The organism is Sphingomonas sp. LaA6.9, assembly GCF_022601895.1.
In the GTDB taxonomy this organism is placed as follows: domain Bacteria; phylum Pseudomonadota; class Alphaproteobacteria; order Sphingomonadales; family Sphingomonadaceae; genus Sphingobium_A.
Window position 1 is genome coordinate 45044 of sequence record NZ_JAKVIO010000002.1, and the last position, 26328, is coordinate 71371.

The 26328-nt window shown below is 64.5% G+C and carries 20 protein-coding genes and 1 pseudogene; 14 read left to right on the forward strand and 7 right to left on the reverse strand.

Annotated elements, in window-relative coordinates; translation table 11 throughout:
* Window positions 1-99: 99 nt before the first annotated feature.
* Both MKI88_RS01395 and MKI88_RS01400 read left to right on the forward strand, forming a co-directional pair.
* Window positions 100-3573, forward strand: a pseudogene (locus tag MKI88_RS01395) (indolepyruvate ferredoxin oxidoreductase family protein); the annotation flags it as partial.
* 11 nt (window positions 3574-3584) lie between these two features.
* The gene (locus MKI88_RS01400) at window positions 3585-3920 is read left to right on the forward strand and encodes a DUF4286 family protein (RefSeq protein ID WP_241628759.1); all 336 of its coding nucleotides are present in this window, start codon (window positions 3585-3587) and stop codon (window positions 3918-3920) included.
* 180 nt (window positions 3921-4100) lie between these two features.
* Here MKI88_RS01400 and MKI88_RS01405 read toward each other — a convergent pair whose 3' ends face one another.
* Window positions 4101-4901, reverse strand: coding sequence for an enoyl-CoA hydratase/isomerase family protein (locus MKI88_RS01405; protein ID WP_241628761.1), 801 nt, complete (start codon window positions 4899-4901; stop codon window positions 4101-4103).
* Between the two features lie 126 nt (window positions 4902-5027).
* Here MKI88_RS01405 and MKI88_RS01410 point away from each other — a divergent pair, with 126 nt between their 5' ends.
* A complete protein-coding gene (locus MKI88_RS01410; RefSeq protein ID WP_241628763.1) occupies window positions 5028-6701 on the forward strand; it encodes an FAD-dependent oxidoreductase in 1674 nt (557 codons plus the stop codon).
* Here MKI88_RS01410 and MKI88_RS01415 read toward each other — a convergent pair.
* Both MKI88_RS01415 and MKI88_RS01420 read right to left on the reverse strand, forming a co-directional pair.
* Window positions 6698-7933: an MFS transporter gene (locus MKI88_RS01415; RefSeq protein ID WP_241628765.1), complete on the reverse strand. Its 1236-nt coding sequence runs from the start codon at window positions 7931-7933 to the stop codon at window positions 6698-6700. The genes MKI88_RS01410 and MKI88_RS01415 overlap by 4 nt on opposite strands.
* A gap of 70 nt (window positions 7934-8003) precedes the next feature.
* Entirely contained in the window at window positions 8004-9011 is a 1008-nt protein-coding gene (locus MKI88_RS01420) for an NAD(P)-dependent alcohol dehydrogenase (RefSeq protein ID WP_241628767.1), read from the reverse strand.
* Between the two features lie 188 nt (window positions 9012-9199).
* On the opposite strand from MKI88_RS01420, the gene MKI88_RS01425 reads away from it, so the two are divergent.
* Genes MKI88_RS01425 through MKI88_RS01450 form a run of 6 tightly spaced genes read left to right on the forward strand, consistent with a single transcriptional unit; the run spans window position 9200 to window position 16151 of the window.
* Window positions 9200-10537 carry an aromatic ring-hydroxylating dioxygenase subunit alpha gene (locus tag MKI88_RS01425; RefSeq protein ID WP_241628769.1) on the forward strand — a complete coding sequence of 446 codons (1338 nt, stop codon included), beginning with the start codon at window positions 9200-9202 and terminating at the stop codon, window positions 10535-10537.
* Window positions 10538-10548: 11 nt separating this feature from the next.
* The gene (locus MKI88_RS01430) at window positions 10549-11730 is read left to right on the forward strand and encodes a MaoC family dehydratase N-terminal domain-containing protein (RefSeq protein WP_241628770.1); all 1182 of its coding nucleotides are present in this window, start codon (window positions 10549-10551) and stop codon (window positions 11728-11730) included.
* A complete protein-coding gene (locus tag MKI88_RS01435) occupies window positions 11727-13388 on the forward strand; it encodes a class I adenylate-forming enzyme family protein (RefSeq protein ID WP_241628773.1) in 1662 nt (553 codons plus the stop codon). Before MKI88_RS01430 ends, MKI88_RS01435 begins: the two co-directional genes overlap by 4 nt.
* 43 nt (window positions 13389-13431) lie before the next feature.
* Window positions 13432-14427 carry a thiamine pyrophosphate-dependent dehydrogenase E1 component subunit alpha gene (locus MKI88_RS01440; protein WP_241628775.1) on the forward strand — a complete coding sequence of 332 codons (996 nt, stop codon included), beginning with the start codon at window positions 13432-13434 and terminating at the stop codon, window positions 14425-14427.
* Window positions 14424-15410: an alpha-ketoacid dehydrogenase subunit beta gene (locus tag MKI88_RS01445; protein WP_241628777.1), complete on the forward strand. Its 987-nt coding sequence runs from the start codon at window positions 14424-14426 to the stop codon at window positions 15408-15410. Before MKI88_RS01440 ends, MKI88_RS01445 begins: the two co-directional genes overlap by 4 nt.
* Window positions 15411-16151 (forward strand): alpha/beta fold hydrolase, encoded by a 741-nt coding sequence (locus tag MKI88_RS01450; protein WP_241628779.1) that lies wholly within the window; start codon window positions 15411-15413, stop codon window positions 16149-16151. It abuts the gene before it with no gap.
* A 36-nt stretch (window positions 16152-16187) separates the two neighbouring features.
* Here the strand turns inward: MKI88_RS01450 and MKI88_RS01455 are convergent, their stop codons facing one another.
* The 4 genes from MKI88_RS01455 to MKI88_RS01470 all read right to left on the reverse strand — a co-directional run bounded on the left by MKI88_RS01455 (window position 16188) and on the right by MKI88_RS01470 (window position 20914).
* A complete protein-coding gene (locus MKI88_RS01455) occupies window positions 16188-18257 on the reverse strand; it encodes a PKD domain-containing protein (RefSeq protein ID WP_241628782.1) in 2070 nt (689 codons plus the stop codon).
* A gap of 66 nt (window positions 18258-18323) precedes the next feature.
* Window positions 18324-19301: an acyl-CoA dehydrogenase family protein gene (locus MKI88_RS01460; protein WP_241628784.1), complete on the reverse strand. Its 978-nt coding sequence runs from the start codon at window positions 19299-19301 to the stop codon at window positions 18324-18326.
* Window positions 19298-20506 (reverse strand): acyl-CoA dehydrogenase family protein, encoded by a 1209-nt coding sequence (locus MKI88_RS01465; protein WP_348636230.1) that lies wholly within the window; start codon window positions 20504-20506, stop codon window positions 19298-19300. The genes MKI88_RS01460 and MKI88_RS01465 overlap by 4 nt, the downstream gene beginning before the upstream one ends.
* 93 nt (window positions 20507-20599) lie before the next feature.
* A complete protein-coding gene (locus MKI88_RS01470) occupies window positions 20600-20914 on the reverse strand; it encodes a non-heme iron oxygenase ferredoxin subunit (protein WP_241628788.1) in 315 nt (104 codons plus the stop codon).
* 176 nt (window positions 20915-21090) lie between these two features.
* Between MKI88_RS01470 and MKI88_RS01475 the strand changes: the two genes are divergently transcribed.
* The 5 genes from MKI88_RS01475 (at window position 21091) to MKI88_RS01495 (ending at window position 26256) form a co-directional block, all read left to right on the forward strand.
* Window positions 21091-21555: a VOC family protein gene (locus tag MKI88_RS01475; protein ID WP_241628791.1), complete on the forward strand. Its 465-nt coding sequence runs from the start codon at window positions 21091-21093 to the stop codon at window positions 21553-21555.
* Between the two features lie 3 nt (window positions 21556-21558).
* Window positions 21559-23298 carry an FAD-dependent oxidoreductase gene (locus MKI88_RS01480; protein ID WP_241628793.1) on the forward strand — a complete coding sequence of 580 codons (1740 nt, stop codon included), beginning with the start codon at window positions 21559-21561 and terminating at the stop codon, window positions 23296-23298.
* Window positions 23295-24062 (forward strand): SDR family NAD(P)-dependent oxidoreductase, encoded by a 768-nt coding sequence (locus tag MKI88_RS01485; RefSeq protein WP_241628795.1) that lies wholly within the window; start codon window positions 23295-23297, stop codon window positions 24060-24062. The genes MKI88_RS01480 and MKI88_RS01485 overlap by 4 nt, the downstream gene beginning before the upstream one ends.
* A gap of 134 nt (window positions 24063-24196) precedes the next feature.
* Complete coding sequence (locus tag MKI88_RS01490) at window positions 24197-25342, forward strand: acyl-CoA dehydrogenase family protein (protein ID WP_241628797.1); 1146 nt, start codon at window positions 24197-24199, stop codon at window positions 25340-25342.
* Window positions 25342-26256: an acyl-CoA dehydrogenase family protein gene (locus tag MKI88_RS01495; RefSeq protein ID WP_241628799.1), complete on the forward strand. Its 915-nt coding sequence runs from the start codon at window positions 25342-25344 to the stop codon at window positions 26254-26256. The genes MKI88_RS01490 and MKI88_RS01495 overlap by 1 nt, the downstream gene beginning before the upstream one ends.
* Window positions 26257-26328 lie beyond the last annotated feature (72 nt).

Below are 26328 nucleotides of genomic sequence, written 5' to 3' on the forward strand. Positions count from 1 at the left end.
CGCGCCGGGGGGCAAACGTCTCGTCCAGCGCAGGCAACGGCAATTGCCGCAGCGACGCTATAGCGGGCTGATGGCGCATGTGACTGCCCGCAGCGAAAAGGGGACGCCATGACCAAGACGGTCGTGACGCTGGACGACAAATACACACAGATCGAAGGGCAGGTGATGCTGTCGTCGTTGCAGGGTGTCGTTCGCCTGTTGCTCGATCAGGCGCGGCGCGACAGTGCGGCGGGGCTCAGGACCGCCGGCTATGTCAGCGGCTATCGCGGATCGCCGATCACGACGCTCGACGCGCAGCTCTGGGCGGCGGGCAAGATCCTTGAAGAACACGACATCCGCTTCGAACCCGGGCTCAACGAGGAACTTGCGGCGACCTCCTTGCGCGGAACGCAGCAGATCGACTGGTTCGGGCGCCCGCGCGTGCAGGGCGTGTTCTCGCTCTGGTACGCCAAGGGTATCGGCGTCGACCGCGCCTGCGAAGCGCTGAAGCTTGGCAATATGGAAGGCACATCACCGCACGGCGGCGTGCTGGTGCTGGCGGGCGACGACCATGCCGCCAAGTCCTCGGCATCGGCACACCAGAGCGAACACACGCTGATCGCGGGATTCATGCCGGTGCTCTATCCCGCGACGACCGACGAGATCCTGCAATTCGGCCAGCTCGGCTGGGCGATGTCGCGCGCGTCGGGGCTCTATGCGAGCATGAAGACGATCACCGACACGCTCGATCTGACCTCGACGGTTGCCTTGCCGGCGCCGGGCTTTGCGATCGCGCAGCCCGTGCTCGATCCGGCCGTCAATCTTCATGTCAGACAGGGCATGACCGCGCTCCAGATGGAGGCGCTGACGGTCGATCATCGCCTGCCCGCGGCACAGGCCTTTGTGCGTGCCAACAGGCTTGACCGGGTGACGATTGATGCGCCGCAGCGCAACCTTACCATCGTCAGCGCCGGAAAGGCCTGGCTCGATGCATGTCAGGCGTTGCTCGACCTCGGTCTCGATGCCGGGCGCTGCGCGGCGCTTGGAATCCGCGTGGTCAAGATCGGGATGGTCTGGCCGCTCGAACCCGATTTCGCGCGCGAGGCGTGCGCGGGAAGCCGCGAAGTGCTGGTGATCGAAGAGAAGCGGCCGCTGCTCGAAGAGCAATTATCCTCGCTTTTTTACCGCCTTCCCGCCGATCAGCGCCCGGAAATCGTGGGCAAGCGCACGCCGCAAGGCGAGCCGCTGCTGTCGTCGGTGAACGTCCTCGACGCGGGGCAGGTCCGCCGTGCGCTGCTGAACCGTCTCGACGCACTGGGATTGCTTGACGACGCACTCCGCACGCGGGCGAACCGGCTCGAGGCGCTGGAGGAGGCGGGCAGGGGAACTATGCCCGCAGCCATCCGGCCCGCCTTTTTCTGTTCGGGCTGCCCGCACAACAGCTCGACAGTGGTGCCCGAGGGCAGCAGCGCGATGGGCGCGACCGGGTGTCATGGGCTCGCGGCCTTCATGCCCGAACGGCGGACGATGCCAACGGTCGGCATGGGCTCGGAAGGCATGCCCTGGGTGGCGGCGCAGAGCTTTGTCGATACGCCGCACATGTTCCAGAATCTGGGCGACGGCACCTATACGCATTCGGGCCTGCTCACCATCCGCGCCTCGGTGGCAGCGAAGAGCAATGTCACCTTCAAAATCCTCTATAACGACGCGGTCGCCATGACCGGGGGGCAGCCTGCCGAGGGCGCACTGACCCCCGAGCAGATAGTGCGCGAACTCGTCGTCGAGGGCGTCGAGCCGGTTGTGCTGGTGAGCGAGGACCCGTCGCGCTTCAGCGCATCTGACCTGCCGGCTGGGGTACGCGTATCCCATCGCGACTCTCTTGATAAAATCCAGCGTGAACTTCGTGAGTTAAATGGCATATCTGCCATCGTGTATGAGCAGACCTGTGCCAACGAGAAGCGCAGGCGCAGGAAGCGCGGGGAGCATCCCGATCCAGCGACGCGGCTGTTCATCAACACCGCCGTCTGCGAGGGCTGCGGGGACTGTTCGAAACAGTCCAACTGCCTTTCGATCCAGCCGGTCGAAACCGAATTCGGCCGCAAGCGGACCATAGACCAGTCGACCTGCAACAAGGACATGAGCTGCATCAAGGGCTTCTGCCCATCCTTTGTCACGGTCAACGGCGGCAGGCCGGCGAAGCGTGCGCTCGACATGGGCGCGCTCGCGGGAAAGCTCGCCGCGCTGCCCATGCCGGCAATCGCGAACTGCGGCGCGGGCCATGCGATGCTCGTCACCGGCATCGGTGGAACGGGTGTGCTGACAGTCGGCGCAGTGCTCGCGATGGCCGCACATCTGGAGGGCAAGGCCGCCAAGGTGCTCGACATGACGGGCATGGCGCAGAAAGGCGGCGCGGTCACGAGCCATATCCGTATCGCGGGTGACGTCGCCGCCATTCCCTCCGCGCGACTGGGAGCGGGGCAGACCGACCTGATTCTCGCCTGCGACCTGATCGTCGCGACCGCGCCCGACGTGCTGAACACCGTGCATGAAGCGACGCGACTGCTAGGCAACGCCGATGTCGCACCAACGGGCGAATTCCAGACCAATGCGTCGCTGGACCTGACCGCGACCCGCTTTCTGAAGGCGGTGGAGAAGCGCGTTTCCGCCGATCGCATCGAGACGGTGCGCGCTTCGGCTTTGGCGACCCGGTTGTTGGGGGATTCCATCTTCACCAACCTGATGATGCTGGGCTTTGCCGTACAGAAGGGCCTCCTTCCCGTGTCGCTGGCTTCGATCGAGGAGGCCGTCCGGCTCAACGGCGTTGCGGTGAAGGCCAACCTCGACGCGCTCGCGCTGGGTCGGCTCGCGGCACATGATCCCGATGGTCTGTTTGCCTTTGCCGAAACGCCCCGGCATCAAGTCCCAGAACAAGCGACGCTTGGCGCGATCGTCGAAAGCCGGGTTGCGCATCTGACGGCTTATCAGGATGCGGCCTATGCCGTGGAGTACAGGAGCTTCATCGACGCGCTCGCCGGACGGCTCGATCGGGTCGATGGCGAACCCTTCCTGATCGAGGTCGCGCGGCAGCTGGCACGCCTGATGGCGTACAAGGACGAATATGAGGTCGCCCGGCTCTATGCAGACCCGGCTTTCATGGCGGCGGTGCGCGACCAGTTCGAGGGCGACTTCACGCTCTCGGCCAATCTCGCCCCACCGCTCTTCAGCCGCGCCAAGGACGAAAAGACCGGCCGCCCGCGAAAGATTGCGTTCGGCCCTTGGGTTTTCACGTTGTTCGGTGTGCTCGCGCGCTTCAGGCGGCTGCGCGGCACGGTCTTCGATCCCTTCGGCTACACCGCCGAACGCCGGATGGAACGGGCGCTGATCGGCGAGTACCATGCGCTTGTGTGGGATATCGCCGACCGGCTCACCAGTGCCAACATCGCCGTCGCAACCGAAATTGCCGCCGCAGCCAGTCTCATCGCAGGCTATGGCCGGGTAAAGGAGGAGGGTGTCGCGAGATATCGCACGCGCGTTGGCGCGCTCATGGCACGCTTCGATGCGCCTGCTACAGTTACGGAACCCGTTCCCGCCTGAAGGAAGATTGCATGCCGCGCTATCGGATGATCACGCTGACCCGTCCCATCGAAGGCCGCGAGGACGAATATAATCACTGGTATCAGGACGTGCATTTGCCGCAGGTGACGACGATGCCGGGCATGAAAGCGGCGCAGCGCTTCAAGGTCGCGCGTACGCTCTCCGGCGACAGCCATCTTCCCTATGTCGCGGTCTACGAGATCGAGACCGACGATATCGACGGGGTGCTGACCGCGATCAACGAAAGCATGGCCGATGGCCGGTTGACGATGACCGATGCTGTCGACGCGACCGACTCCTTTGCGATCGTCTGCGAGGAGATCGGGAAGCGCGTGACGGCGAAATAGGGAGGGCGCTCAGCGCGCTGAACAACTGGCCTGGATCAACCGGCCCGCTCATCCTGAGGAGGGGCTGAGCCTGGCGAAGACCCGTCTCGAAGGATAGTCGCTGACCATGTCCTTCGAGACACCATTTCGACAAGCTCAATGGTTCCTCAGGATGAGCGGATCAATCTAAGCGCAGCGTGCTCAGCGCCCTGTGAATTTGGGCGTCCGCTTCTCCCTGAGCGCCGCGATGCCTTCGCGGTGGTCTTCGCTGCGGACGCTGACCGACTCATAGGCGATCCCGGCCTCCATCACTGCGCCCGCGATGCGCTTGAGCTCCATGTTGGTCAGCACCTTGGTCCAGCGGATGGCGTTGGGCGCGCCGTCGAGCAGGCGCTGGCAGAACGCATCGACCGCCTGATCGAGCTGATCGGCGGGCACTGCGTGGTTGATGAGCCCGATCTCCGCGGCCCTGGTCGCGGTCAGCAGTTCGCCTGTGAGCAGATATTCCTTGGCGCGCGCAAGGCCGATGCGCTGCGCCCAGACGACGGCGCCGCCATCGCCCGCGACAAGCCCGATGCCGACATGCGGATCGCCGATCTTCGCGGTATCGGCGGCAAAGACCACGTCGCAGAGCAGCGCGATCGACGCGCCGAGCCCGACGGCGTGGCCGTTCATCCGGCACACCACCGGTTTTTCGATGTCGAGCAGCGCGAAGACGATCCGCTTTGCCTGCCGCGCCTCATGGTCGAACAGGTGCGGATTGGCGGCATTGTGCTCCATATGCGCGATGTCACCGCCCGCCGAAAAGGCCTTGCCTGCACCGGTGAGCAGGATGACGTCCGATTCCGCATCCCTGCCCGCAAAGGCCAGTGCCTCGGGCAGCTCGTCGTGGAGATCGAGGTCGACGGCATTGAGCGCATCGGGGCGGTTGAGCGTCATGACGAGCATCCGGCCGCGGCGCTCGAACAGGATGGTGCGGAATTTCGGAACTTCAGCGGTCATCGACAGAATCTCCCCTGGCACTCCCTTATCACGCCGGGGCGATATGCGAATGCCGCCCGGGCGATAAGCACTTGTGCAGCCCCATGCGCGGCGGTCTATTCCGCCGCAAGACAAGGAGAGCGGTGGATGAGCGGGTTTGACGAGACGTTCGATTGGGTGGTCGTGGGCAGCGGCGCCGGATCCATGAGTTCGGCGCTCGTCATGCGAAAAGCGGGCAAGTCCGTCCTGATCCTCGAAAAGTCACCCTGGGTGGGCGGCACCACCGCCAAATCGGGCGGCGTCATCTGGGTTCCCAACAACCGCTTCCTGAAGGAAGCCGGGGAGCAGGACAGCGCTCAGGCGGGCATCGCCTATCTCGACGCGCTGTGCGCCGACATTCCCGGATCGTCGCACGAAAAGCGGCTCACCTATGTCAACGAAGCGTCCAGGATGATCGACTTCCTCGTCGATCAGGGCGTGGAGCTGGAACGTGGCTCCGACTTCTGGCCGGATTATTATGACGAGGCGCCGGGCGGGTGCAAAACCAGCCGCACCGTCGTCGCCAAGCCCTTCAACAAGAAGGAACTTGGGCCATGGGCGAAGAAGCTGCGCAAGGGCTTTCTCGAGGTGCCCGCTCGGCTCGAGGAGGGCATGAAGCTCGGCTATATCCGCCGCGACCCCGCGCTCAAGAAGGTGATGCGCGCACTGATCCTGCGCACGATCGGAACGAGGCTGACGGGCAAGCACTATGTCACCGCCGGGGCTGCGCTGCAGGGACGGATGCTTCAGGCAGCACTCAAGGCGGGCGTCGATATCCGCACGGAGTCTCCGGTCAGCGAATTGATCGTCGAGAATGGCAAGGTCACGGGCGTGGCGACGGTGAAGGACGGCAAGCCCTGGCGTGTGGGCGGCAAGCTGGGCGTGCTCGTCAATGCGGGCGGCTTTGCGCGGAACCAGTCGATGCGCGACAAGTACATGCCCGGAACGCGCGCCGAATGGTCGCAGACCAATGAGAGCGACATGGGCGACATGCATGTCGAGATGGAACGCATCGGCGGCGTGCTCGCGCAGATGGATCAGATGGTCGGCTATCAGAGCACGCTGGCACCCGGCTGGGAGCGCGCCTATGTGACGCCGCCGGCGCAGAGCCTGACGGGCAAGCCGCACGCGATCCTTGTCGACCAGTCGGGCGAGCGCTTCATGAACGAGGGCGGGTCTTACGAGCTCTACTGCGAAACCATGCTCAAGCGGAACAGGACGGTGCCCGCGGTGCCGAGCTGGGCGATCCTCGATCAGCAATATGTCGAGAATTATCAGGTCGCGGGCAAGTGGATCGACAAGAAGGTTCCCAAGGCCTGGCTTGAATCGGGCTATCTGCACAAGGCCGACACGATCGAGGCGCTTGCCGCCAGCATCAAGGCCGAACCGTCAAAACTCTCCGCCACAGTGGCGCGCTGGAACGGTTTTGTCGCACAGGGCAGGGACGACGACTTCCACCGCGGCGAGCGCGCCTATGACCAATGGCTCGGTGATCCCTATCACGGCCCCGTTCGCGCGCTTGGCGATATTGCGAAGGCGCCTTTCTATGCCGTGCCCGTCATTCCGGGCGACGTCTCGACCTATGGCGGCGTCGTGACCGACGTTCATGGGCGGGTCGTCAACGCCGACGGAGCACCGATCGAAGGGCTCTACGCGACGGGCGTCTCCACCGCATCGGTGATGGGCGGCGTCTATCCGGGGGCAGGGGCCAGCATCGGGCCTTCGCTCACCTTTGGCTATATCGCCGCCAGGCATGCCGCCGGGCTGGGCAACGCGCTTTAGGCCGGTTCCGGCTCGCCTGCAGCGTCCTGCTCAGCCTCTGGCGTTGCGTCGCGGGGCAGCAGCAGGAACAGCAGACTGCCAAGAACCACTGCGGCACCGCTGATCATCAGGAACCACTCGAACCCGCCAGTCAGTTTGAGCATGAGGCTGAGAAGTGCCGCGCCGATCGAGGAGGAAATCGCCATCGTCGCGGTCAGCATGCCCATGACCGAGCTGAAAACCCGCACCCCGAAGCTGCGTACGACGAGATAGCCGACAACGTCGCCTTCCGCCCCGAAGGACAGGCCGATGAGCAGCACCGACAGCATCAGGACGGCGGGTGCATCATGGTTCGAAGCGATCAGGAACAACCCGATTGCGGAAAGCGTCATGCCAATGCCCGCGACGAGATATGGCGGAAAGCGGTCGAGCGCGAGGCCGCTGGCGAAGCGGCCCAGAAGCACGCCGCTCGCGAAGGCGGAGATCATTGCCGACACGCCCTTGGCCGACACGCCGTTGTCGAGCAGGACGAGGTTGAGCTGCGTCAGCGCAATGACCTGTGGAAGGTTGCAGAGCAGCATGGCGCCGAGAAGCAGCCAGAAGGCGCGGTTTCGAAAGATCTCGGCATAATCCTCTTTCGCGGTTTTCGCCCTTGGCGGCGCCGCCTCGGCGTTCTTGCGCTCGGGCGGAAGCATCAGCAGCGCCGTCGCACCGGCCACCGCCGAAAATATGACGAGTGCCAGATAGCCCGCACGCCAGCCCTGCGCCTCGACGAAATTGTTGAGGATCGGCCCGCCTATCGCGCCGGTCAGTGCTGGCCCCGACGCAACGATCGCGAGCGCAAGCCCGCGTGCACGGGTGACATACTGGACCACGACGCGGCTGTAGACGGTTGTCGTCGTCGTCACGCAGAGCACCGCCTGGAGCAGGAACAGCGCGATATAGATGCGGATGTCCCCGGTCATCTGGCTCAATCCCAGAAAGGCCAGCGGGGCCACGACGACCCCGATCAGCGCGGTACGGCGCACGCCGATGATGTCGGTCAGTCGTCCGACAAATGGAAAGACGGCAACGGAAACCAGCCCGAGGCTGCCGATCAGCGCGAATTCGGACTTTGACCAGCCAAAATCCCTGAGCAGATGGGGTGCCATGATGCTGGTCACGTAATTAGTCATCGAAAAGCCGGCGCCCAGTCCGATCAATGCAGCGAGCAATGGACGCCATTGAGCGCGAAGCTCTCCCAGATAACTCATATCAGTTCCTCATCCGGCTCCGCGCCCGTTCCGGCGCCAATGTTTCTGTCCACGCTCGTGAGATGGCATTCTAAAGCAGGTTGATGCCGACCTTGCCGAAGAATTGCCCGCTTTCGAGATGCCGATGGGCATCCTGAATGCGGCGCAGATCATAGACGACATCGACGATCGGACGGATCGCGTGTGTCGCGCAAAAGGCGAGCATCGCTTCATGTTCCGCGCGGTTGCCGACGGTGATGCGTGCGACGGGATGCCCGCTCACCTCGGCCTGACTCCAGCTGAATTCGGAGCCGAGCATGCCGATGGCCGAGATCACGCCGCCGGGATTGAGCAGCGATGCCGCGGTCTCGATCTGGCTGGCGCCAACGACATCGACGACGATGTCCACGCCCCTGCCGCCCAGTTCGCTGCGGACCACCGCGGCCCAGTCGGGATGCGTGCGGTAGTTGACGGTGACATCGGCGCCGAGCGCACGGGCGCGGGCAAGCTTGGCGTCTGACGATGAGGTGATGGCGACATGTGCACCCGCCGCTTTGGCGAACTGGAGCGCGGCAAGCGAAACGCCGCCCGTGCCCTGGCACAGAATCCATTCGCCGGGCTTGAGCGGGCGGTGCTGGAACAGCGCGTTCCATGCGGTCAGCCCCGCACAGGTCATCGTCGCGGCCTCGAGATCGCCCATGCTGTCGGGGACGAGGCACAGGCTCTCGGCAGGAAAGGCCGCATATTGGCGCGCCACACCATCGGCACGACCACCGAGCATGTCCATCGTCGGCTGCGGCCCGGTGAGCCAGCCGAGCGCGAAGATCGGATTCACGCGGTCGCCGGGCTTCACGCGCGTAACGCCATCACCCACAGCGATGACCTCACCCGTCGCGCAGGAAAGCGGAACATAGTCGGGATCCTTGGCGAGCCCCGCCATCATGCCCTTGGCGATGATGATGTCGCGGAAATTGAGCGTTGCGGCCTTCAGGCGGACGAGCGCTTCGCAGGGGCCGGCCTCGGGCACGTCCACCTCCTGGACCTTCACGCCAGCGATCCCTGCGCCGCCAACAGCGACCGCAGCCAGCATCTTCGTCATGTGCTGTCTCTCCTTTCGGGCAGCATGTGCCGATCGGCGTGCATTGCAAGCCGGCGCTTGTCTCTATCGGCGCAGCGATGTTGACCGGGGTGCAATCGGCACGGCTGAGCCTTTCCTTGCGCCAAGTCGCTCCATAGGGAGGATATGACGTACAGGGTCGACAGGGCCTGTGGAGAAGGATTGCAGCGATGGACACGATGGCGCCGGCGGAAAGGCCGCTGACCGAACGCCCGGTCATCATTGGCAATGAAGCCTATGTGTCGGAAAGCTATGCGCGCGCCGAGGCCGACAGGCTTTGGGCGAAGGTCTGGCAGGTCGCGTGCCGCGAAGAAGAGATCCCCGATGTTGGTGATTACGTCACCTACGACATCATGGACGATTCGATCATCGTCGTGCGTTCTGCCGAAGATCGGATCTCTGCCTGGTTCAATGTCTGCCCCCACCGCGCGCGCCGGCTGACCGAGGGCTGCGGGCATGCCAGCCGGTTCGTTTGCCCCTTCCATGCCTGGAGCTGGGACAGGGAGGGCAACAATGTCGGCGTTGTCCGCGGTGACGCGTGGGGTGATGCGCTGAAGCCCGAGGACATCCGCCTGAAGCCCGTCAGGGTCGATACATGGGGCGGATGGGTGTTCGTCAACATGGATGCCGATGCGATTCCGCTGCGCGAATATCTGGAGCCCGCCGCGACGATGCTCGATCCGTTCGAGCTGGAGAAGATGCGCTATCGCTGGCGGCAATGGCTGCACTTTCCGTGCAACTGGAAGGTCGCGGTCGAGGCGTTCATCGAAGGCTATCACGTGCCCGGCACGCATCCCCAGCTCACGCGCTATTCGCCCAAGCCGACCTGGAGCGACGCCAAGGGCATCCACGGCGTGTTCGGCTCGGCGGCTGGGCAGGGCACGGGCGGTGCGAGCGCCGGCGCCGCTGGCGCGCCCGACATGCGCGTTGGCCTTGCAGCCTCGCTCAATCAGCTCTGGGAGGAAGTGAACGCGACGACGACCGAGACGATGGTCAGGGTCGCGAACCTGCTCGTCGAGGAACTGCCCGAGGGCACCCAGCCGCTCGATGTGCAGGTGCACCTGATGAAGCGGACGATCGAGGAGGATGCGAAACGCGGCGTGATGTGGCCGAAGATCGACCCCGCGCATTTCGCAGCGTCGGGCAATGTCTGGCACATCTTCCCCAACACCGTCATCATCCACGGGCCGACCTTCGCGCTATGCTACCGCGCGCGGCCCGATGGCGACGATCCCGACAGCTGCATCTTCGAGGTCTATACGCTGGAACGCTTCCCCGATGGACAGGAGCCGAGGCCCCAAAACCTGCACAGGCCCGAACCAAGCATCGAAAACTGGCGCAAGGTGCTGACGCAGGATTTCTCGAACATGGGCGCCGTCCAGCGCGGGCTCAAATCGCGGAGTTTCTCGGGCATGCGACCAAGCCCCGTCGAGGAACGCGCGCTCATCAATTTTCACCGCGTGCTGGCCGATTACATGGGCACCGGCGCGCCGCAACCGCTTGATTGAAGGATAGGATAATGGCCGATCAGGAGCCGGTCGTGATGGATACGAGCGATGTCGACAAATGGGTCGGCAAGCCAGTCATCTTCGCCGAGATGTGGGACCCGTGCAACGCAACCGACATTCGCCGCTGGGTGCAGGCGCTGGACTATCCCAATCCCGTCCACTGGGATGAGGAGTTCGCGCGCAGCTCGAAATTCGGCGGCATCGTTGCGCCGCAGAGCTTCACGGTTGCGATGGACTATGGCCATGGCTGCCACCCCGCCTGTGTCGGCAAGGTTCCGGGCACGCACCTGATCTTCGCGGGCGAGGAATGGTGGTTCTACGGCACGCCCGTCCACCCCGGCGACAAGCTGTTCCAGGATCGTCGCTTCGACGGCTACAGCGTCACCGATACCGCCTTTGCAGGGCCCACGATGTTCGCGCGCGGGGATACCGTTCACCGCAACCAGAACGGCACGCTGATTGCCAAGGAACGCGCGACCGCGATCCGCTATCTTGTCGAGGAAGCCAACAAGCGCGGCGTCTATGGCAAGGACAAGCGCAGTCCCAAAAGATGGACGAAGGAGGAACTGGCCGAGATCCACAAGCTCCGCCACGAATGGATCCTCTCCAACCGCGAGGGCAAGTCGCCCGCCTATGCTGACGTGCGCGTCGGCGATAAGCTGCCGCGGCGTGTGATCGGCCCGCATTCGGTCGTCAGCTTCGCCAATGAATGTCGCGCGCATCGACAGAATATCTGGGGCACCTGGCGCTGGAACGCTCCCGAGGGCGTCCATGATCCGGCGCGGGAGGATGCGGGCTTCGGTGCCGACATGAGCTATGACCATGAGGCGCGCAAGATCGATCCGCGCATGGGCGACGGCCTGTATCATGGTCCGTCTTCGGGCCATATCAACGCCGAAAAGGCCGAGAATGTCGGCATGGGCGGCGCCTATGGCTATGGTGCGTCGATGAACGCCTGGCACCTCGACACCGTCGCTTACTGGGCGGGGCATGACGGATTTATCTGGCACAGCAAGACCCAGTTCCGCTCGCCGGCTTTCGAAGGGGACGTCACCTATGTCGATGCCGAGGTGATCGAGAAGATCGACACATCGCCCTTCGGCATGCCCGTGGTACGCGTGCAGACCGTGATGACCACGCAGGACGGCGAGCAGATTTTGAAGGGCACCGCGCAGGTGGAGCTGCCCTATTGAGCAATCCCGCTGATCCCGCGCTGTCGCTTGTCCACGGCCTCCCGCTGAGCGAGGAGGCGGGGCAGGGTGCGCACACCATTCCCGGCTACCTCGAAGAAGTGAGGGCACGCTACGGCGCCGCCGATGCCGTCATCGTGCGCACCGCGCTCGGGCGGACGTGCTGGAGCTATGACGATCTCCACGCGCGTTCGGTCGGGGTCGCGAAGGCGCTCGTGGCCGCAGGGACGGCGAAGGATGCGCGCGTCGGTGTGCTGATGGCCAACCGCCCGGAATATCTCTCGGCGCTGTTCGGCATCGCGATGGCGGGAGGGGTGACGGTTGCACTGAGTACCTTTTCGACACCCGAAGAGCTCGAGCACCTGATCAATGCATCGGCGATCGAGCTGCTGTTGTTCGATACGCGTGTGCTCAAAAAGGATTTTGCAGAGGTTCTCGCGAGCACAGATCATGGCCCGTTTCTGAAGCGGCTGGTGCAGCTCGACAGCGTGACCGACGGCGAACCCGCCGCATCGGGGTATGAACGCTGGGCGGATTTCCTCGCCGGTGGGGGCGATGTGCCCGACCACGTTATCGAGGCGCGTGCGGCGAGTGTTGCGCCGTCCGACATTGGCGGCATCTTTTTCTCATCGGGGACGACCAGCCTGCCCAAGGGCATCGTCCATTCGCAGCGTGCCTTTGCGATCCAGTGGTGGCGCTGGCCGCGCGTGTTCGCGATGCGCGAACCGGTGCGCAGCTGGACGGGCAACGGCCTGTTCTGGTCGGGCAATGTCAGCCTCGTCATCGGCACATCGCTGTCGACCGGGGGCGCTGCGATCCTCCAGCCCGTCTTTGACGCGGGCGCGGCACTCGACGTGATCGGGAAGGAAAGGGTGAGCTTCCTCACGGGCCGCCCGCACCAATGGGCGCGCGTCCAGGCCGCGGCGAACTGGCAGGGCGCTGATCTTTCCAGCCTCAAATATGTGACCAAGGGCGAGCTGATTAACGAACATCCCACGGTGACCACCGACTGGACGACGCCGATGGCGTTCGGCACGACCGAGACGATGACGATCTGTACCGCCTTCGACGCGGACACATCGGACGAAGACTATGCGGGCAGCTTCGGCAGGCCGCTGCCGGGCAATATATTGAAGATCGTCGATCCGGTGACGCGCGCGATCGTGCCGCGCGGCACGCGCGGCGAGATGTGCATCAAGGGGCCGACGCTCATGTCCGGCTATCTCGGTAAGACCGCCGAGCAGTGCTTCGATGACGAAGGTTTCTACTGCACCGGCGACGGCGGCTATGTGGACGGCGAGGGGCGCTTCTTCTGGGAAGGCCGGCTGACCGACATGATCAAGACCGGCGGCGCCAATGTCGCGCCCGAAGAGGTCGATACGATCATCGCCAATTATCCCGGCGTGAAGCGCAGCCAGACGGTTGGGGTGCCCGACGATCTGCTCGGCGAAATGGTCGTCGCGTGCATCGTGCCGGTGGACGGCGCGCGGATCGACGAGGCCGAACTGACCGCGCACCTCAGGGCGAAACTGGCGAGCTTCAAGGTGCCGCGCAGGATCCTGTTCTTCAGCGAGGAGGAGTTCGCGCTGACGGGCAACGAGAAGGCGCGCGCCTCCGATATCCGAAATATCGCCGGGGCGAGATTGACCTCAAGCGCCTGAAAGCCAATTGAGTGGGGCATTCCAACGGCCATTGAGGAACCCCATGGCAGAGCTGAGCAACGCCCCGGCGCCAAGCCCGGAGACGCTGGTTGATATCTACCGGCGCATGATCCGCATCGAGCGCAATGACGACGCCATCCGCAAGACGATCCGTCTCGGGCGTCTCACCATGCCCTATTATTCGGCGCGCGGTCAGGAAGTGATTCCGTCCACCGTGTCCGCGTTCCTGAACAACGACGACACGATCTGCACAATCTATCGCGGCATCCACGACATGGTCGCCAAGGACATGCCGCTGCGTCCGCTCTGGGCGGAAATCGCGGGGCGCGTCGACGGCACCTGCAAGGGCAAGGGCGGCCCGATGCACCTGACGCACCCCGAAACGGGCGTGATGGTGACGACGGGTATCGTCGGTTCGTCCATGCCGATCGCCAACGGTCTTGCCTGGGCAGCCTTGCTTGACGGCAGCAAGCGCGTGACCGTCGCCTATTTCGGCGACGGCGCGTCCAATATCGGCGCGTTCCATGAATCGCTGAACCTGGCTTCGGTCTGGAAGCTGCCGGTGATTTTCGTCTGCCAGAACAATGGCTTTGCCGAGCACACCCGCTACGAAAACGGCACCGGCGTCGATTTCATCTCCAAGCGTGCGGCGGGCTACGGCATGCCCGGCTATACCGTCGACGGCAATGATCCCTGGGCGATGTACGCCGCGGTGCACGAGGCCGTTGCGCGGGCGCGCGACGGCGAGGGGCCGACGCTGCTCGAATGCAAGACCTTCCGCTTCATGGGCCACGTCTTCGGCGACGACGACAAGTACATGACCAAGGAAGAAAAGGCTGAGGCGATCGCGAAGGATCCGTTGCCCGCATTCCGCGCGCGGCTGATTGCCGAGGGCCATGCCACTGAAGAACAGCTGGCGAAGATGCAAGCCGAGATCGAGGCCGAGGTCGAAGACGCGCAGGAATTCGGCCTGACGAGCGAATTCCCGTCGGTCGACGAGCTCCGCCGCGATGTGTTTGCCGAGGAGATCCCCGCATGAGCGGCAAGAAGATGAATGCGCTCCAGGCCGTCAATGCGGCACTCGCCAAGGCGATGGAGCAGGACGCCAAGGTCATCGTGTTCGGCGAGGATGTCGCCGACCGCGAGGGTGGCGGCGTGACCGGCGCGACCGCGGGCCTTTCGACGCGCTTCGGCGATGATCGCGTGAAATCGACGCCGATTTCCGAACAGGCAATCATCGGTGCGGCCATCGGCGCGGCACTCGGCGGCTACAAGCCCGTCGCCGAGATCATGCTGATGAACTTCACTACTGTCGCCATGGACATGATCTTCAACCATGCCGCGAAGCTGCGCTTCATGTCGGGCGGGCAGAGCCAGGTGCCGATCACCATCCGCACGCTCACCGGCGCCGGCTGGCAGACCGCGGGCCAGCATGCCGACCATCTCGAAGGCTGGTTCGCGCACACCGCGGGCATCAAGGTCGTAGCACCATCCAACCCGGCCGAATATTACGGCCTGCTGCTTTCGTGCATCCAGGATCCCGATCCCTGCATCTTCATCGAGTCCGCGGGCACGCTGTTCATTCCGGGCGAAGTGCCCGACGATCAGGGGCCGATCCCGCTGGGCAAGGCGCGCGTCGTGCAGGAAGGCACCGACGTCACCATCGTGTCCTGGTCCTCGCAGCTCGTGCGCTGCCAGCAGGCGCTGCCCGCGCTGGCGGAGGCCGGGATTTCGGTCGAACTCGTCGACCTGCGCACGGTATCGCCCTGGGACAAGGACACCGTCATCGCCTCCGCCGCCAAGACGGGCCGCGTGCTCGTCGCGCATGAGGCGGTCCGCAGCTTCGGCCCCGGCGCCGAGATCGCCGCGACGGTCAACGAGGAACTCTACGGCAAGCTCAAGGCCCCGGTTCGCCGGCTTGGTGCGCCTTACTCGCCGGTGCCTTTCTCCAAGCCGCTCGAGGACGCCTATATCGTCTCGCCCGAAAAGGTGGTCGAGGCGGTCAAGGGGCTGATGGCCTGAATGACTGGCCAGCCTGCCTTTGCCCTGCTGCATGGCGGCGGGCAGGGCAGTTGGGTGTGGGAGCACACCGCCCGCGCGCTGTTGGGGTTCAGCGCGCGGGTGCTGGTACTGGATGTGCCCGGCTGTGGCACCAAGCGCGAACGCGATACGATCGGACTCGGCGTCGATGATGTCGCGGATGAACTTCTCGACGAGATGACGTCGGCCGGGCTGTCGGACATCGTGCTCGTCGGCCATTCACAGGCCGGAACCATGTTGCCGGTGCTCTGGCAGCGCAACCCTGCGCTGTTCCGAAGACTTGTCTACGTCTCGTGCTGCGCGCCGCTGCCGGGGCAAAGCGTCCTCGACATGATGGGGCGCGGCCGGCATGGCGAAAATCCCGATGAAGTCGGCTGGCCGCTGGACCCCGACAAGCATGGCGGCGACGAGCAGCAGCCGCTGATGTTCTGCAACGACATGGACGAGCGCGAGACCCGTGATTTCCTTGCGCGGCTGGGGAGGGACAACTGGCCGATGCCGGTCACGCTGGCCACGCATTGGGATTATGACCATCTTCGCGGCGTGCCATCAAGCTACGTTCTTTGTGAGCGCGACGGCATATTGCCGCCGGTCTGGCAGGAACGCTTCGCCAAGCGCCTGCAAGTGGACCGGATCGTTCACATCGACGCCGGGCATCAGGCGATGAACACGCAACCCGCGCGGCTTGCAGAAATCCTGCTTACAGAGGCCAGCCTCTCCTGAGCTCGCTGTCCGCGCTGATGACAAGAAAGGCCTGATCTACTCGACGACGACCCGCACGCGCCCTAGATTCTGGATATGTGCGTAAGGCGAGGTGGCATCACCATTGCGTTCGGACGCGACTCTCAGCGCGGGGAAATAGGTGCCAGGCTTTGCGAAGCTGTGGCTCGCCTTGATCGTCATCTTGCTCAGGCCTCCGCCCGAAAGCTGTGCCTTGTCGGGGAATCTCCCGTCGCCCTCGAAGTCCCATTCGGCCGAGACGATCTTGCCTGCGGCCGGCGGCACTTCGATCGTGGCCGTAAAGCTGACGGCCTGTCCCGGCTTCACCACGGCCTTCGCACCGCCATTCGCCTCTACGGCTACGACGGGCTGGATACCCCTGCGCTCGGTCGCCGTGCCCGGGACGATCACCTGTCCGTCCTCGATGCGATAGGCGGTGCTGGCGGGCGGGGCGACACCCTTTTCGACCCATATCGAGAGATCGCGCAGCGCCTGCTGGAGCGAGCCCAGATAGCTGACCGTGCGGGTCGGGTCTTCCTGTCTGGTGCTGTCGCCGTGCAGCGCGTGGTCGGTGAACCACAAGCGGAAGTTGCTGTCTGTCGCGTTGCCGAGATTGGCCGCCACGCGATTGCGGTACCAGTCCGCCTGCCAGGGCATCGCCTCGCGGTCCCAGAGCGATTCCACGACGATCATCTTGCCCTTGAACTTGCCCGTCATTTGCGAGCCCGAGGTCGCCTGAACGAAGAGCGGGCCGATGATCATCGGCCGCTGCGGGTAGAGCGGCTTGCCATCGGGGCCGCGGAACTGGTCCCAGACCTTGAAGTCGGGACCGGGGACCTGATGACGATGATAGGTCTGCGCGGCAAGAAAGTTGGAATTGTCGACCTGCACCTCATCGCCCGCCACAATTTTCGCAGCCGCCGAGGGATCAGCGACGCCGAGGATCACAACATCGCCGACGATGCGGCTGAGCGCCAGCTTCTGACCCGTAGCCGCACCGCTTTGCACGATCAGATCGCCACCGAGAAACTCGACCCGGGGCAGGGGGCTGGAGAGGCGAAAGGCGACAATACGCTGCGCGCCTTCGCCCTGAAGCGCGGCAAAGGCGTTGTCGACGCCGCCGTCCTTCCTGCCGTCGACGACACTCGTGTTCAGACCAAGCTTCGCGGCTTCGGCTGCGGTGATGGGGGCCGCTACCTGCGCCTTGTGCTGCAGGCGCGCGCCGTCGAAGGATTTTGGATTGTCGAAGCCGAGATAGCCGGGCTTCGTCCAGAAATCGGTGAAATAGGTGGGGTCTGCCATCACCACACCCTGATACAGTGCGGCGAAGCCGTGAACGCCCATCGTCTTGTATCCGAACCATGAGGGCGTCGGAAAGCCCATCCTGGTCACTTCGCGCAGTGCGGCGGTCTCGTCGGCGCTGAGCCCGGCATAGGGATCGCCGCTGCCCCCGGGTTCGACTGCGTCGACGATCTGCGGAAACTTGCCGCCGAGGATCCGCATCGCGTGCATCCGCACGCTGAACATGTTGGGGATCGCCATGGTCGACCCGATCACATAGGGCACGACACCATCCCAGACGCCCTCGGTGTTCTCGATAGATCCGATTGTGCGGAACGCCCCGCCGCTGCCGCCATAGGCATAGCCATAAGGGCGGTTTCCACCATACATCTGCTGCGCGACGACGCGCGAATATGCGGCGGCGGCAGCATTGGCGCGATAGGCGCCGATCGTGGGATCGGCACTGCCGAACCCGGCTACGCCCTTTCCGCCGCCATTTGTCTCGACGAAATAGGCGCCCGAGGCGATCGCGAAGCCCATCTTGCTCTCTTCGCCCGCCGCGGGAAGCTGTGCGTTGTTCTCGCTGTCGGGCACGGGCGTGATATGCTGGAAGAAGCGACCTTCATATTGCTGCTTTTCGGGGAAGTAGAACGAGAAGCGCGTCTCGGTGCCCCTGAACCCGCCATGGACATAGCGATGGCGGACGGGCGCATCGCGCCATTCGTCGAGGTCGATATAGGGTTCCTTGAACATCGGGTCCTCGGCGGTGGCTGCGGTGGGGGTGGGGGAAGGCTTGTCGTGCGCACCCAGAGGAGCGCCCAATGTCATGGATAACGCTGTCAGACACGCCGCACTCGATATCCGCTTCATGATCAATCCTCCCCCCTTTCGGACTTACGCGGCCCCTTTTGCCAGAGCCTGCCTGCCGGTTTGTTCTTCCCAATAATCCGCATCGCCGCCCAGCGCGCAGTTGAGCAGCGCGCGCTTGAGGAACAAGTGACAGGGATGCTCCATGGTCAGCCCGATGCCGCCGTGCAGCTGGATCGCTTCCTCGGCGATGGCGCGATAGACGGTCGTGGCGTGCGCCTTGAGCGCGCCCATTTGCACCAGTCCCGCTGTCGGATCGGTCGCATTGGCCCAGAACAGCGCTTCGGCGGCCGACAACCATGTCTTCATGTCCGCCACGCGGTGTTTCAATGCCTGGAACAGCGCCAGCGGTCGGTCGAACTGACGGCGGGTGCCGAGATATTCGATCGTGAGGGCAAGCACCGCGTCTGCGCCGCCGAGCGAGTCGCCCGCCAGTGCGAACAAAAGCTGGGCCTCGATCCGCTGCTTCAGCGCGGCGGCGGCCTGACCTTCCGCGAGTACGAGGCCATCTGCATTGTTACCGAGTGCGACGTCGAACAGCCTGCGGGTCTTGTCCCAGGTGTCGCGTGCAGTGACAGTCGCGCCATCCATCGGGGCGAACAGCGCGCGATCGTCGTTCATCACGAGCACATGGCTCGCGCGGTCCGCATCGGGCACGCAGCTCAGGCCGGCAGCACCCGCCAGTGAGGCGGTCATCACTTCGCCGCCCATTGCGCGGGCGAGAAGATTGTCACGTTCGGCAACGCCCTCGGCCGCGGACAGCGCCTCGATGACGAGCATCTGCGCGATCGCGGGCCCCGGAACCAGTGTCCGGCCAAGCGCACGGTGGATCACACCCGCGGCTTCGGTGCCGAGGCCAAGGCCGCCAAGTTCCTCGGGCACGGCCATCATCAGCCAGCCCATCTCGGCGATCAGCTCCCAGCTTTTCGCCGCATCGGGGGCAAGATCGCCATGGCCGAACGCCTTTTCGGCAGCGTCCTGCAATTCGGCACGACTGACGCTCATGCGGCGCCTCCCGCCAGCGTCCAGCTTTTGGGTTCGCGCGGCATTCCGAGCAGGCGCTCCGATATGATGTTGCGCTGGACCTCGTCGCTGCCGCCGGCGATCGTCCATGCATAGCTGTTCATGAAGTCCGCCATCCAGTTGCCGGTTTCCATGCCCCCGCCAAAGGTGATCGGCGTGTGATACTGGGCGTCGATGCCACCAAGCCTGAGGCCGAGCAGTGTGTATTCGCGCAAGGTACGCGAATAGGAGAGCTTGACGAGCGAGGCGTCGCCGACGCGCTCCTGACCCGCGATGCGATTGGCGAGAAACTGGTCGGCCAGCGCACACGTGGCGTCTACCCTGGTCGCCAGCCGACCGAAATCGCGCAATATGCCGGCGTCATTGTCGCGGCCGGTCTCGCGGATCAGATCGCCGATCCGCCACAGCGCACCGCGCATCCGCGCGCTCAGCTCGAGCAGGGTCAGGCCGCGTTCCGATGAGAGCGTCGATTGCGCGACCGCCCAGCCCTGGCCTTCCTCGCCAAGCCGGTCTTCGACCGGGATCTCGACATTGTCGAGGAACAGTTCGGCGAACTCCTCATCGCCGTGGATCTGGTGGATCGGCCGCGCGGTCACGCCCTTGGATTTGAGATCGAGCAGCAGATAGGTGAGCCCCGCCTGCTTCGCGCCCTCGCTACTGGTGCGCACGAGCAGCAGGCACTTGTCGGCGAACTGGCCCATGGTCGACCAGAGCTTCTGGCCGTTGACGACATAGACGTCGCCCTGACGCTCGGCGCGTGTTCTGACGCCCGCAAGGTCCGATCCCGCATTGGGCTCCGAAAAGCCCTGGCACCAGATCTCACCCTCGAGAATGCGCGGGATATATTGCTTCTGCTGCGCCTCGCTGCCCCATTCGAACAGCGTGCACGCAGCATGATAGGTCGACATGAACGAGAGCAGCAAGCGCGGAGTGTCCGCGCGCGCGAGTTCCTCGTAGATCACCTTCTGTTCGGCGAGCCCCCGGCCGCCGCCGGGCCATTCGGCGGGCCAGTGCGGCACCGCATAGCCCGCCTCGGCCAGCTTCGCGAACCAGCCGCGCTGCATGTCGAGAAAGGCCTCATGGCTGGTGCAGGACACGCGCCAGCCGCCCGGCGCGTTGGCCTCCAGCCAGGTGCGCACCTCATGTCGCAGCGTTTCGAGCGCTTCGGTCAAAAACCCGGCCTCCAGCGATTCCACATCATCGTTCAACGCTAGGCATCAATTCGACGAGTTACCGCAAGGCGTCCCGCCATATATCGGCAAGGCGATGCGGTGCGAGGTTTATACCGCGATTTCTATGGTCTCGCCCGTGATGCGCACCGCAAAGATCGCGATCGGATCCTTGGCGGGCGGGTTCATCGCCTCGCCCGTTTCCAGATCGAAGCGTGCGCCGTGCGCGGGGCAGGCAATCCAGCCGTTCCTGATGCGCCCGCACGCCAGCGGTTCCTCCGCATGTGAACACTGGTTCTCGACCGCGAAAATCCGGTCTTTCGAGTTACACAACAGGATGGAGCGACCACCCACGTCCACCGCCTTCACGGTGCCGGGCGGAACATCCTCGACCCTGGCCACGGCAACAAAATTCTGTTCGCTCATCCTTGCGCCTTACGCTCCTGATTTGCGCTTCCCTTGCGGTGGGATCGCCCGCCACGCAATGCACAGGCATTCCGGTGACGTGCAAGAGCAAGCGACCCTGCCGCACCGGTCATTTCGCTCGGGCGAAGCGCGGCCAATACAGGCAGGCAAGACGCGGAGAGGAGCGCAAGCCGCCGATGAGCGACAATTATTACCAGTACGCCTATGTGACGACCGACTGGAAGCGCGCGATGGAAGACATCGCCAGGACGCACGACATCGGCGGCTTCATGGAAATGCCGGACGCCGAGTTCGACACGGGCGAGGGGCGCACGGCCGTCTGCCACTTCGCGCTGGCGTACAAGAACGACCTGCAGTTCGAGATCATCCAGCCGCTTTCGGGCGATGCCGACGTCTATCGCTGGGGCCTTCCCGATGCGGGCTATGCCACCCGCTTCCACCATCTCGGTCGCCATTTCGAGGATCGCGCGGAGTTCGAGAGCCATTTGGCCGCCGCCAGGACGCGCTGGGAACTGCCGATCGCGGCCGATACCCAGGGCGGCACCTATGCCTATTTCGACGCACGCGCCGATTTCGGCCATTTCATCGAGTATTTCTGCTTCCCCAAGGGCTCGCACCTCGACGCAGTGCCGAGGTACTAGGCGATGGCGGACACATTTGACGTCGTCGTGATCGGATCGGGCGCTGCTGGAGCCGCGGCAGCGCTGCGTGCTGCCGAACTGGGGCTTTCCGTCGTCATCGTGGAAAAGGCGCACAAATTCGGCGGCACCTCGGCCACCTCGGGTGGGGTGATGTGGATCCCCAATCACGGGCTCGACGGCGACAAGGGCGACAGCCGCGAAGCCGCGCTCGAATATCTCGGGAACGTCATCCAGTCCCCGGTCAATGCCGAGCGGCTCGAAGCCTATGTCGACAATGCGCCCGAAATGCTGCGCTTCCTGAAAAAGGCGGGGGTGCCGGTGATCGCGGCAGCGTGGCCCGACTATTTTCCCGACCGGCCGGGCGCGCGATCCGACCGCTCGGTCATTTCTCCGACCTTTGACGGGCGCGAGCTGGGCGATGGGCGTTACCCGCTGATGCGCGAGCAATATAACCGGTTCAAACTGTTCCATCGCTACGCCATGGACCTGACCGAGACCTTCGCGCTCATGATGCGGCAGCGCGGCTGGCCGCTCACGGTTGCGAAGATGATCCTGCGCTACTGGACCGATTTCTCGACGCGGCGCGTATCGCATCGCGACCGTCGCTTCACGCAGGGCGCGGCGCTGATGGGCGCGGTCTACAAGCAGATCTTTGCGCGCGGCGTCGAGCTTCGGATGGAAACCAAGCTGGAAGAGGTCGATGTCGACACGTCCGGCACGGTGACGGGCGTGACGGTCAGCAACCATGGCCGCCGCTATCAGGTAAACGCGCGGCGCGGTGTCGTGCTGGCAGCGGGCGGGTTCGAGTGGAACCAGGAACTTCGCGACCGTTTCTATCCCGTCCCCGGCCTTTCGCGCGACAGCTCGACGCCTGAGGATGCCAATCGCGGCGAGGCGCTGATCGCGGCCGAAAAGATCGGTGCCTCGGTCGAGCATACTGAGCAGGGCTGGTGGATCCCCACCATGACGCTCCCCATGCCGAGGGCGTCCAATTTCCACGAAATCCATCAGGCCGCGTTCGATGTCGGCCGACCCTACAGCGTCTGCGTGAACCGCAACGGCGTGCGCTTCGTCGACGAGGCAACAGGCTATGACAGCTTCGGTCAGGCGATGGTCGACGATCATCTCAAGACCGGCGCCAACATGCCTTGCTGGCTGATCTTCGACGCGAAGTTCCGCAACAAGTTCAGCGCGGGTGGGCTGATGCCCTCGGTCCACACGCCCGACTGGCGCGTGCCCGGCGACTGGTGGGATCATTATATCTTCCGCGCCGATACGATCGAGGAACTCGCGGCCAGGATCAGCGTGCCCGTCGGGCCGCTCGCCGAAACCGTGCGCAAGATGAACGACTATGCGCGCACGGGCGTCGATTCCGAATTCGGCCGCGGTGGTAATATCTACGACCAATTCTTCGGCGATCCGACCTGCACGCCCAACCCCAATCTTGGCCCCATCGAAAAGGCACCTTTTTACGCCGTGCCGATCAACAATGGCGATCTGGGTACGAAGGGCGGGCTGCGCTGTGACGCGCGGGCGCGGGTGCTGGATGGCAAGGGCAACCCGATCCCCAATCTCTATGCGGCGGGCAACTGCTCGGCGAGCCCCTTTGGCGACTGCTATCCGGGCGCAGGCGGCACGATCGGCCCCGCCATGACCTTCGGCTTCGTCGCCGCCAACGACATCGCCGAGCGCACGGGAAATCAGCGCAGTCGGGCGAAAAAACCTCTGGAGGAAAATGCGTGAGTGAAGGGCAGGTTGCGATCGTCACGGGGGCGGCAGGCGGTATCGGCGAAGCGATTGTACGAAAACTCGGTGAGCACGGCGTCGCGGTCGTCGGCACCGGCCGCAACGAGGCGAAGCTCAAGGCGCTCGGGGACGCGCTCGGGACGACGATGCGGTTCAGCTACGTTCTCGCCGATGTGATCGACGAAGATGCGCCCAGACGGATCGTCGATCATGCGATCGGCGCCTTTGGAGGCGTGACCTGTCTCGTCAACAATGCGGGCGCGGGGGTCTGGGCGCCCGTGCACCAGACCACCGACGCGATGCTCGACGAGGTGATCGGCATCTCGCTGCGCGCGCCCTTCCGCCTGTGTCGCGAAGTCATTCCGCATATGTGCAAGGGTTCGGCGATCGTCAGCATCGGTTCGACCTTCGGGCTGATGGGCGGGCTCGATGGCGGCATCTATTGCGCGGTGAAGGCGGGGCTCACGGGGCTTACCCAGACGATGGCGGCGCAATATGGCGAGCAGGGCATCCGCTCCAACATCGTTGCTCCTACCGTGGTGAAGACCCCGATGACCGAGGCCGCCTGGGACTATCCTGCCTTCCAGCGGATCAATCAGGGGCTGACACCTTTCTACCGCGACTGCGTACCCGACGATGTCGCCAATGCGGTGGCCTTTCTCTGCTCGGACAAGGCGGAGTTCATCAACGGTCAGGTGATTGCGGTGGACGGCGGCTGGTCGACGACGCGGATGATCAATTCGCGCTTTTTGCCGCAGTAGCAGCCGATCATATCACCGGGGCGGTGTCTCGCACCGATGCTGCCCCGCGCCCCTGTTCGTGCGCGAATGAGTCCATTAACGGTGCAGCAATTGTGCTGGCCGGAAGGCGCTCCTTTGCGGGAACGGACTGCCCCATGAATTTTGAATGGACCGAAGAAGAAAGCGCGTTCCGTAAACGGCTGCAGGATTTCCTCGCGGCAACGCTGCCCGACGACTGGGAGCGCTTTTCGCAGCACGGCCCGGCTTCGCCCGCGCTCACCGAATATGCACGCACCTTTTGCGGCAAGCTCGCCGATGACGGCCTGCTGACGCCGCACTGGTCGAAGGAGATCGGCGGACAGGGGCTCGATCCCTGGCACCAGACGATCCTCGCCGAGGAAATGTGGATCGCGGGCGAGCCCCGCGGCGGCCAGTATATGAACGTCAACTGGGTCGGCCCGACGCTGATCAAATATGGAACGCCCGAGCAGCAGGCGCGCTTCCTTCCGCCGATCACCGAAGGCAAGGCCTTGTGGTGCCAGGGCTTTTCCGAGCCCGGATCGGGATCGGACCTTGCCTCGCTGCGCACCCGCGCGGTGCTGGATGGCGATAACTACCGCGTCTCGGGCCAGAAGATCTGGACGAGTTATGCGGGGCTCGCCGACACCTGTTTCCTGCTTTGCCGCACCAGCGACGACCGCAAGAAGGGCATATCCATTTTGCTCGTGCCGATGGACACGCCAGGCATCACGGTGCGCCAGATCCCCTCGCTCATCGGCGAGGGCGATATCCACGAAGTCTTTTTCGACGATTGCGTCATCCCCGCGAGTGCGCGGCTCGGCGAAGAGGGACAGGCGTGGGAGATCATCGGCTTTTCGCTCACCAACGAACGGCTCGGCATACCGCGCTATTCGCTGGCGCGTGCCGTGCTTGATCGCGCGGTCAGCATTCTCAAGGAGCAGGGCGAGTTCGCAAGCGAGGCCGTGCGGCTCGAGGCTGCACACGCGGCCGCATCGTGCGAGGCCGCGCGCATGGCGAGCTATGCGATCGTAGACCGGCGCTGCCGGGGTGAGGCGATTGGCGCGGAGTCCAGTTCGGCGCGCTTCGCGACGGTGATGGCGGAACGCAAGGTCGCCGAGTTCATCGTCGAATATCTGCCCGAAGCGCTCGCCGACGCGCATCCCTATCTGAAGATGCATCACCAGCGCGGGATCGTTGCGGGCATCGCGGCGGGGGCCGCGGAGATCCAGCTCAACATCATCGCGACCGACGTCCTCAAGCTGCCGAGGGAGCCGCGCTGATGGATCTCGCGCTTTCATCCGACCAGATCGCCATTCTCGACGCGATCGATTCACTGGCCAAACCCTACGTAGGCGCGCCGATCCATGACGCCGGCTTCGCGCTGGTCAGCGATGACCTCGACCGTGAACTGGCCGAGGGCGGCTTTCTCGACGTGGCGTTCGATCCCGATCTCGGCGCCGTATCTGCTGCGCTGATAGTCGAGCGGCTCGCGCGCCTGCCTTATGCGGTCGAGGCCGCCGCCAGCGCGCTCGTGCGGCCGCTGCTGGGCGACGCATTGCCTCGGCCGTTGTGTCTTGTCGAAGAGGGCAGGACGCGTCGGCCCGTGCGCTTCCTCAAACCGGGCGCAACCGTCGTCATTATCGGCAAGGATAGGGTCTCGAGCTTCACCGCGACTGAAGCGCATGTTCGTGCCGAGCCGGAATCGCTCTACGGCTATCCGATGGGCACCCTGCTGGACGTGCCGTCGGACCTGACCGTGCATGAGGTGTCGGCTGACGACCTGCGCACGCGCTGGCGCGTGGCGCTCGCCGCCGAGGCCGCGGGGCTGCTCGCCGCCGCGCTCGACAGCACCGCGACTTATGTCACCGATCGCCATCAGTTCGGCCGGCCGCTCGCGACATTCCAGGCGCTGCGTCACCGTCTTGCCGAAGCGCAGGTGCGCGCAAATGGCGTTTATTGGCTGGCGATGAAGGCGGCGGGCACGCTCGACGCGGGCGATGCCGCGCTGGCGGCACTTCACGCGCAGGAATCGGCGCGCGCGACGGTGTATGATTTCCACCAGTTCCTCGGCGCAATGGGCATGACGCTCGAGCACCCGCTGCACCTGTGGACTTATCGTCTCAAGGCGCTGATCGGCGAGCTTGGCGGCCGAGGTGCACAGGGCCTTGCCGCCGCCGATGCTGTGTGGGGATAACCGGGGCGAGATACCGCATGCACCCTGTCGACAGGCGCGAGATCGCCTGACACCCAGCCCCACCCGACAGCG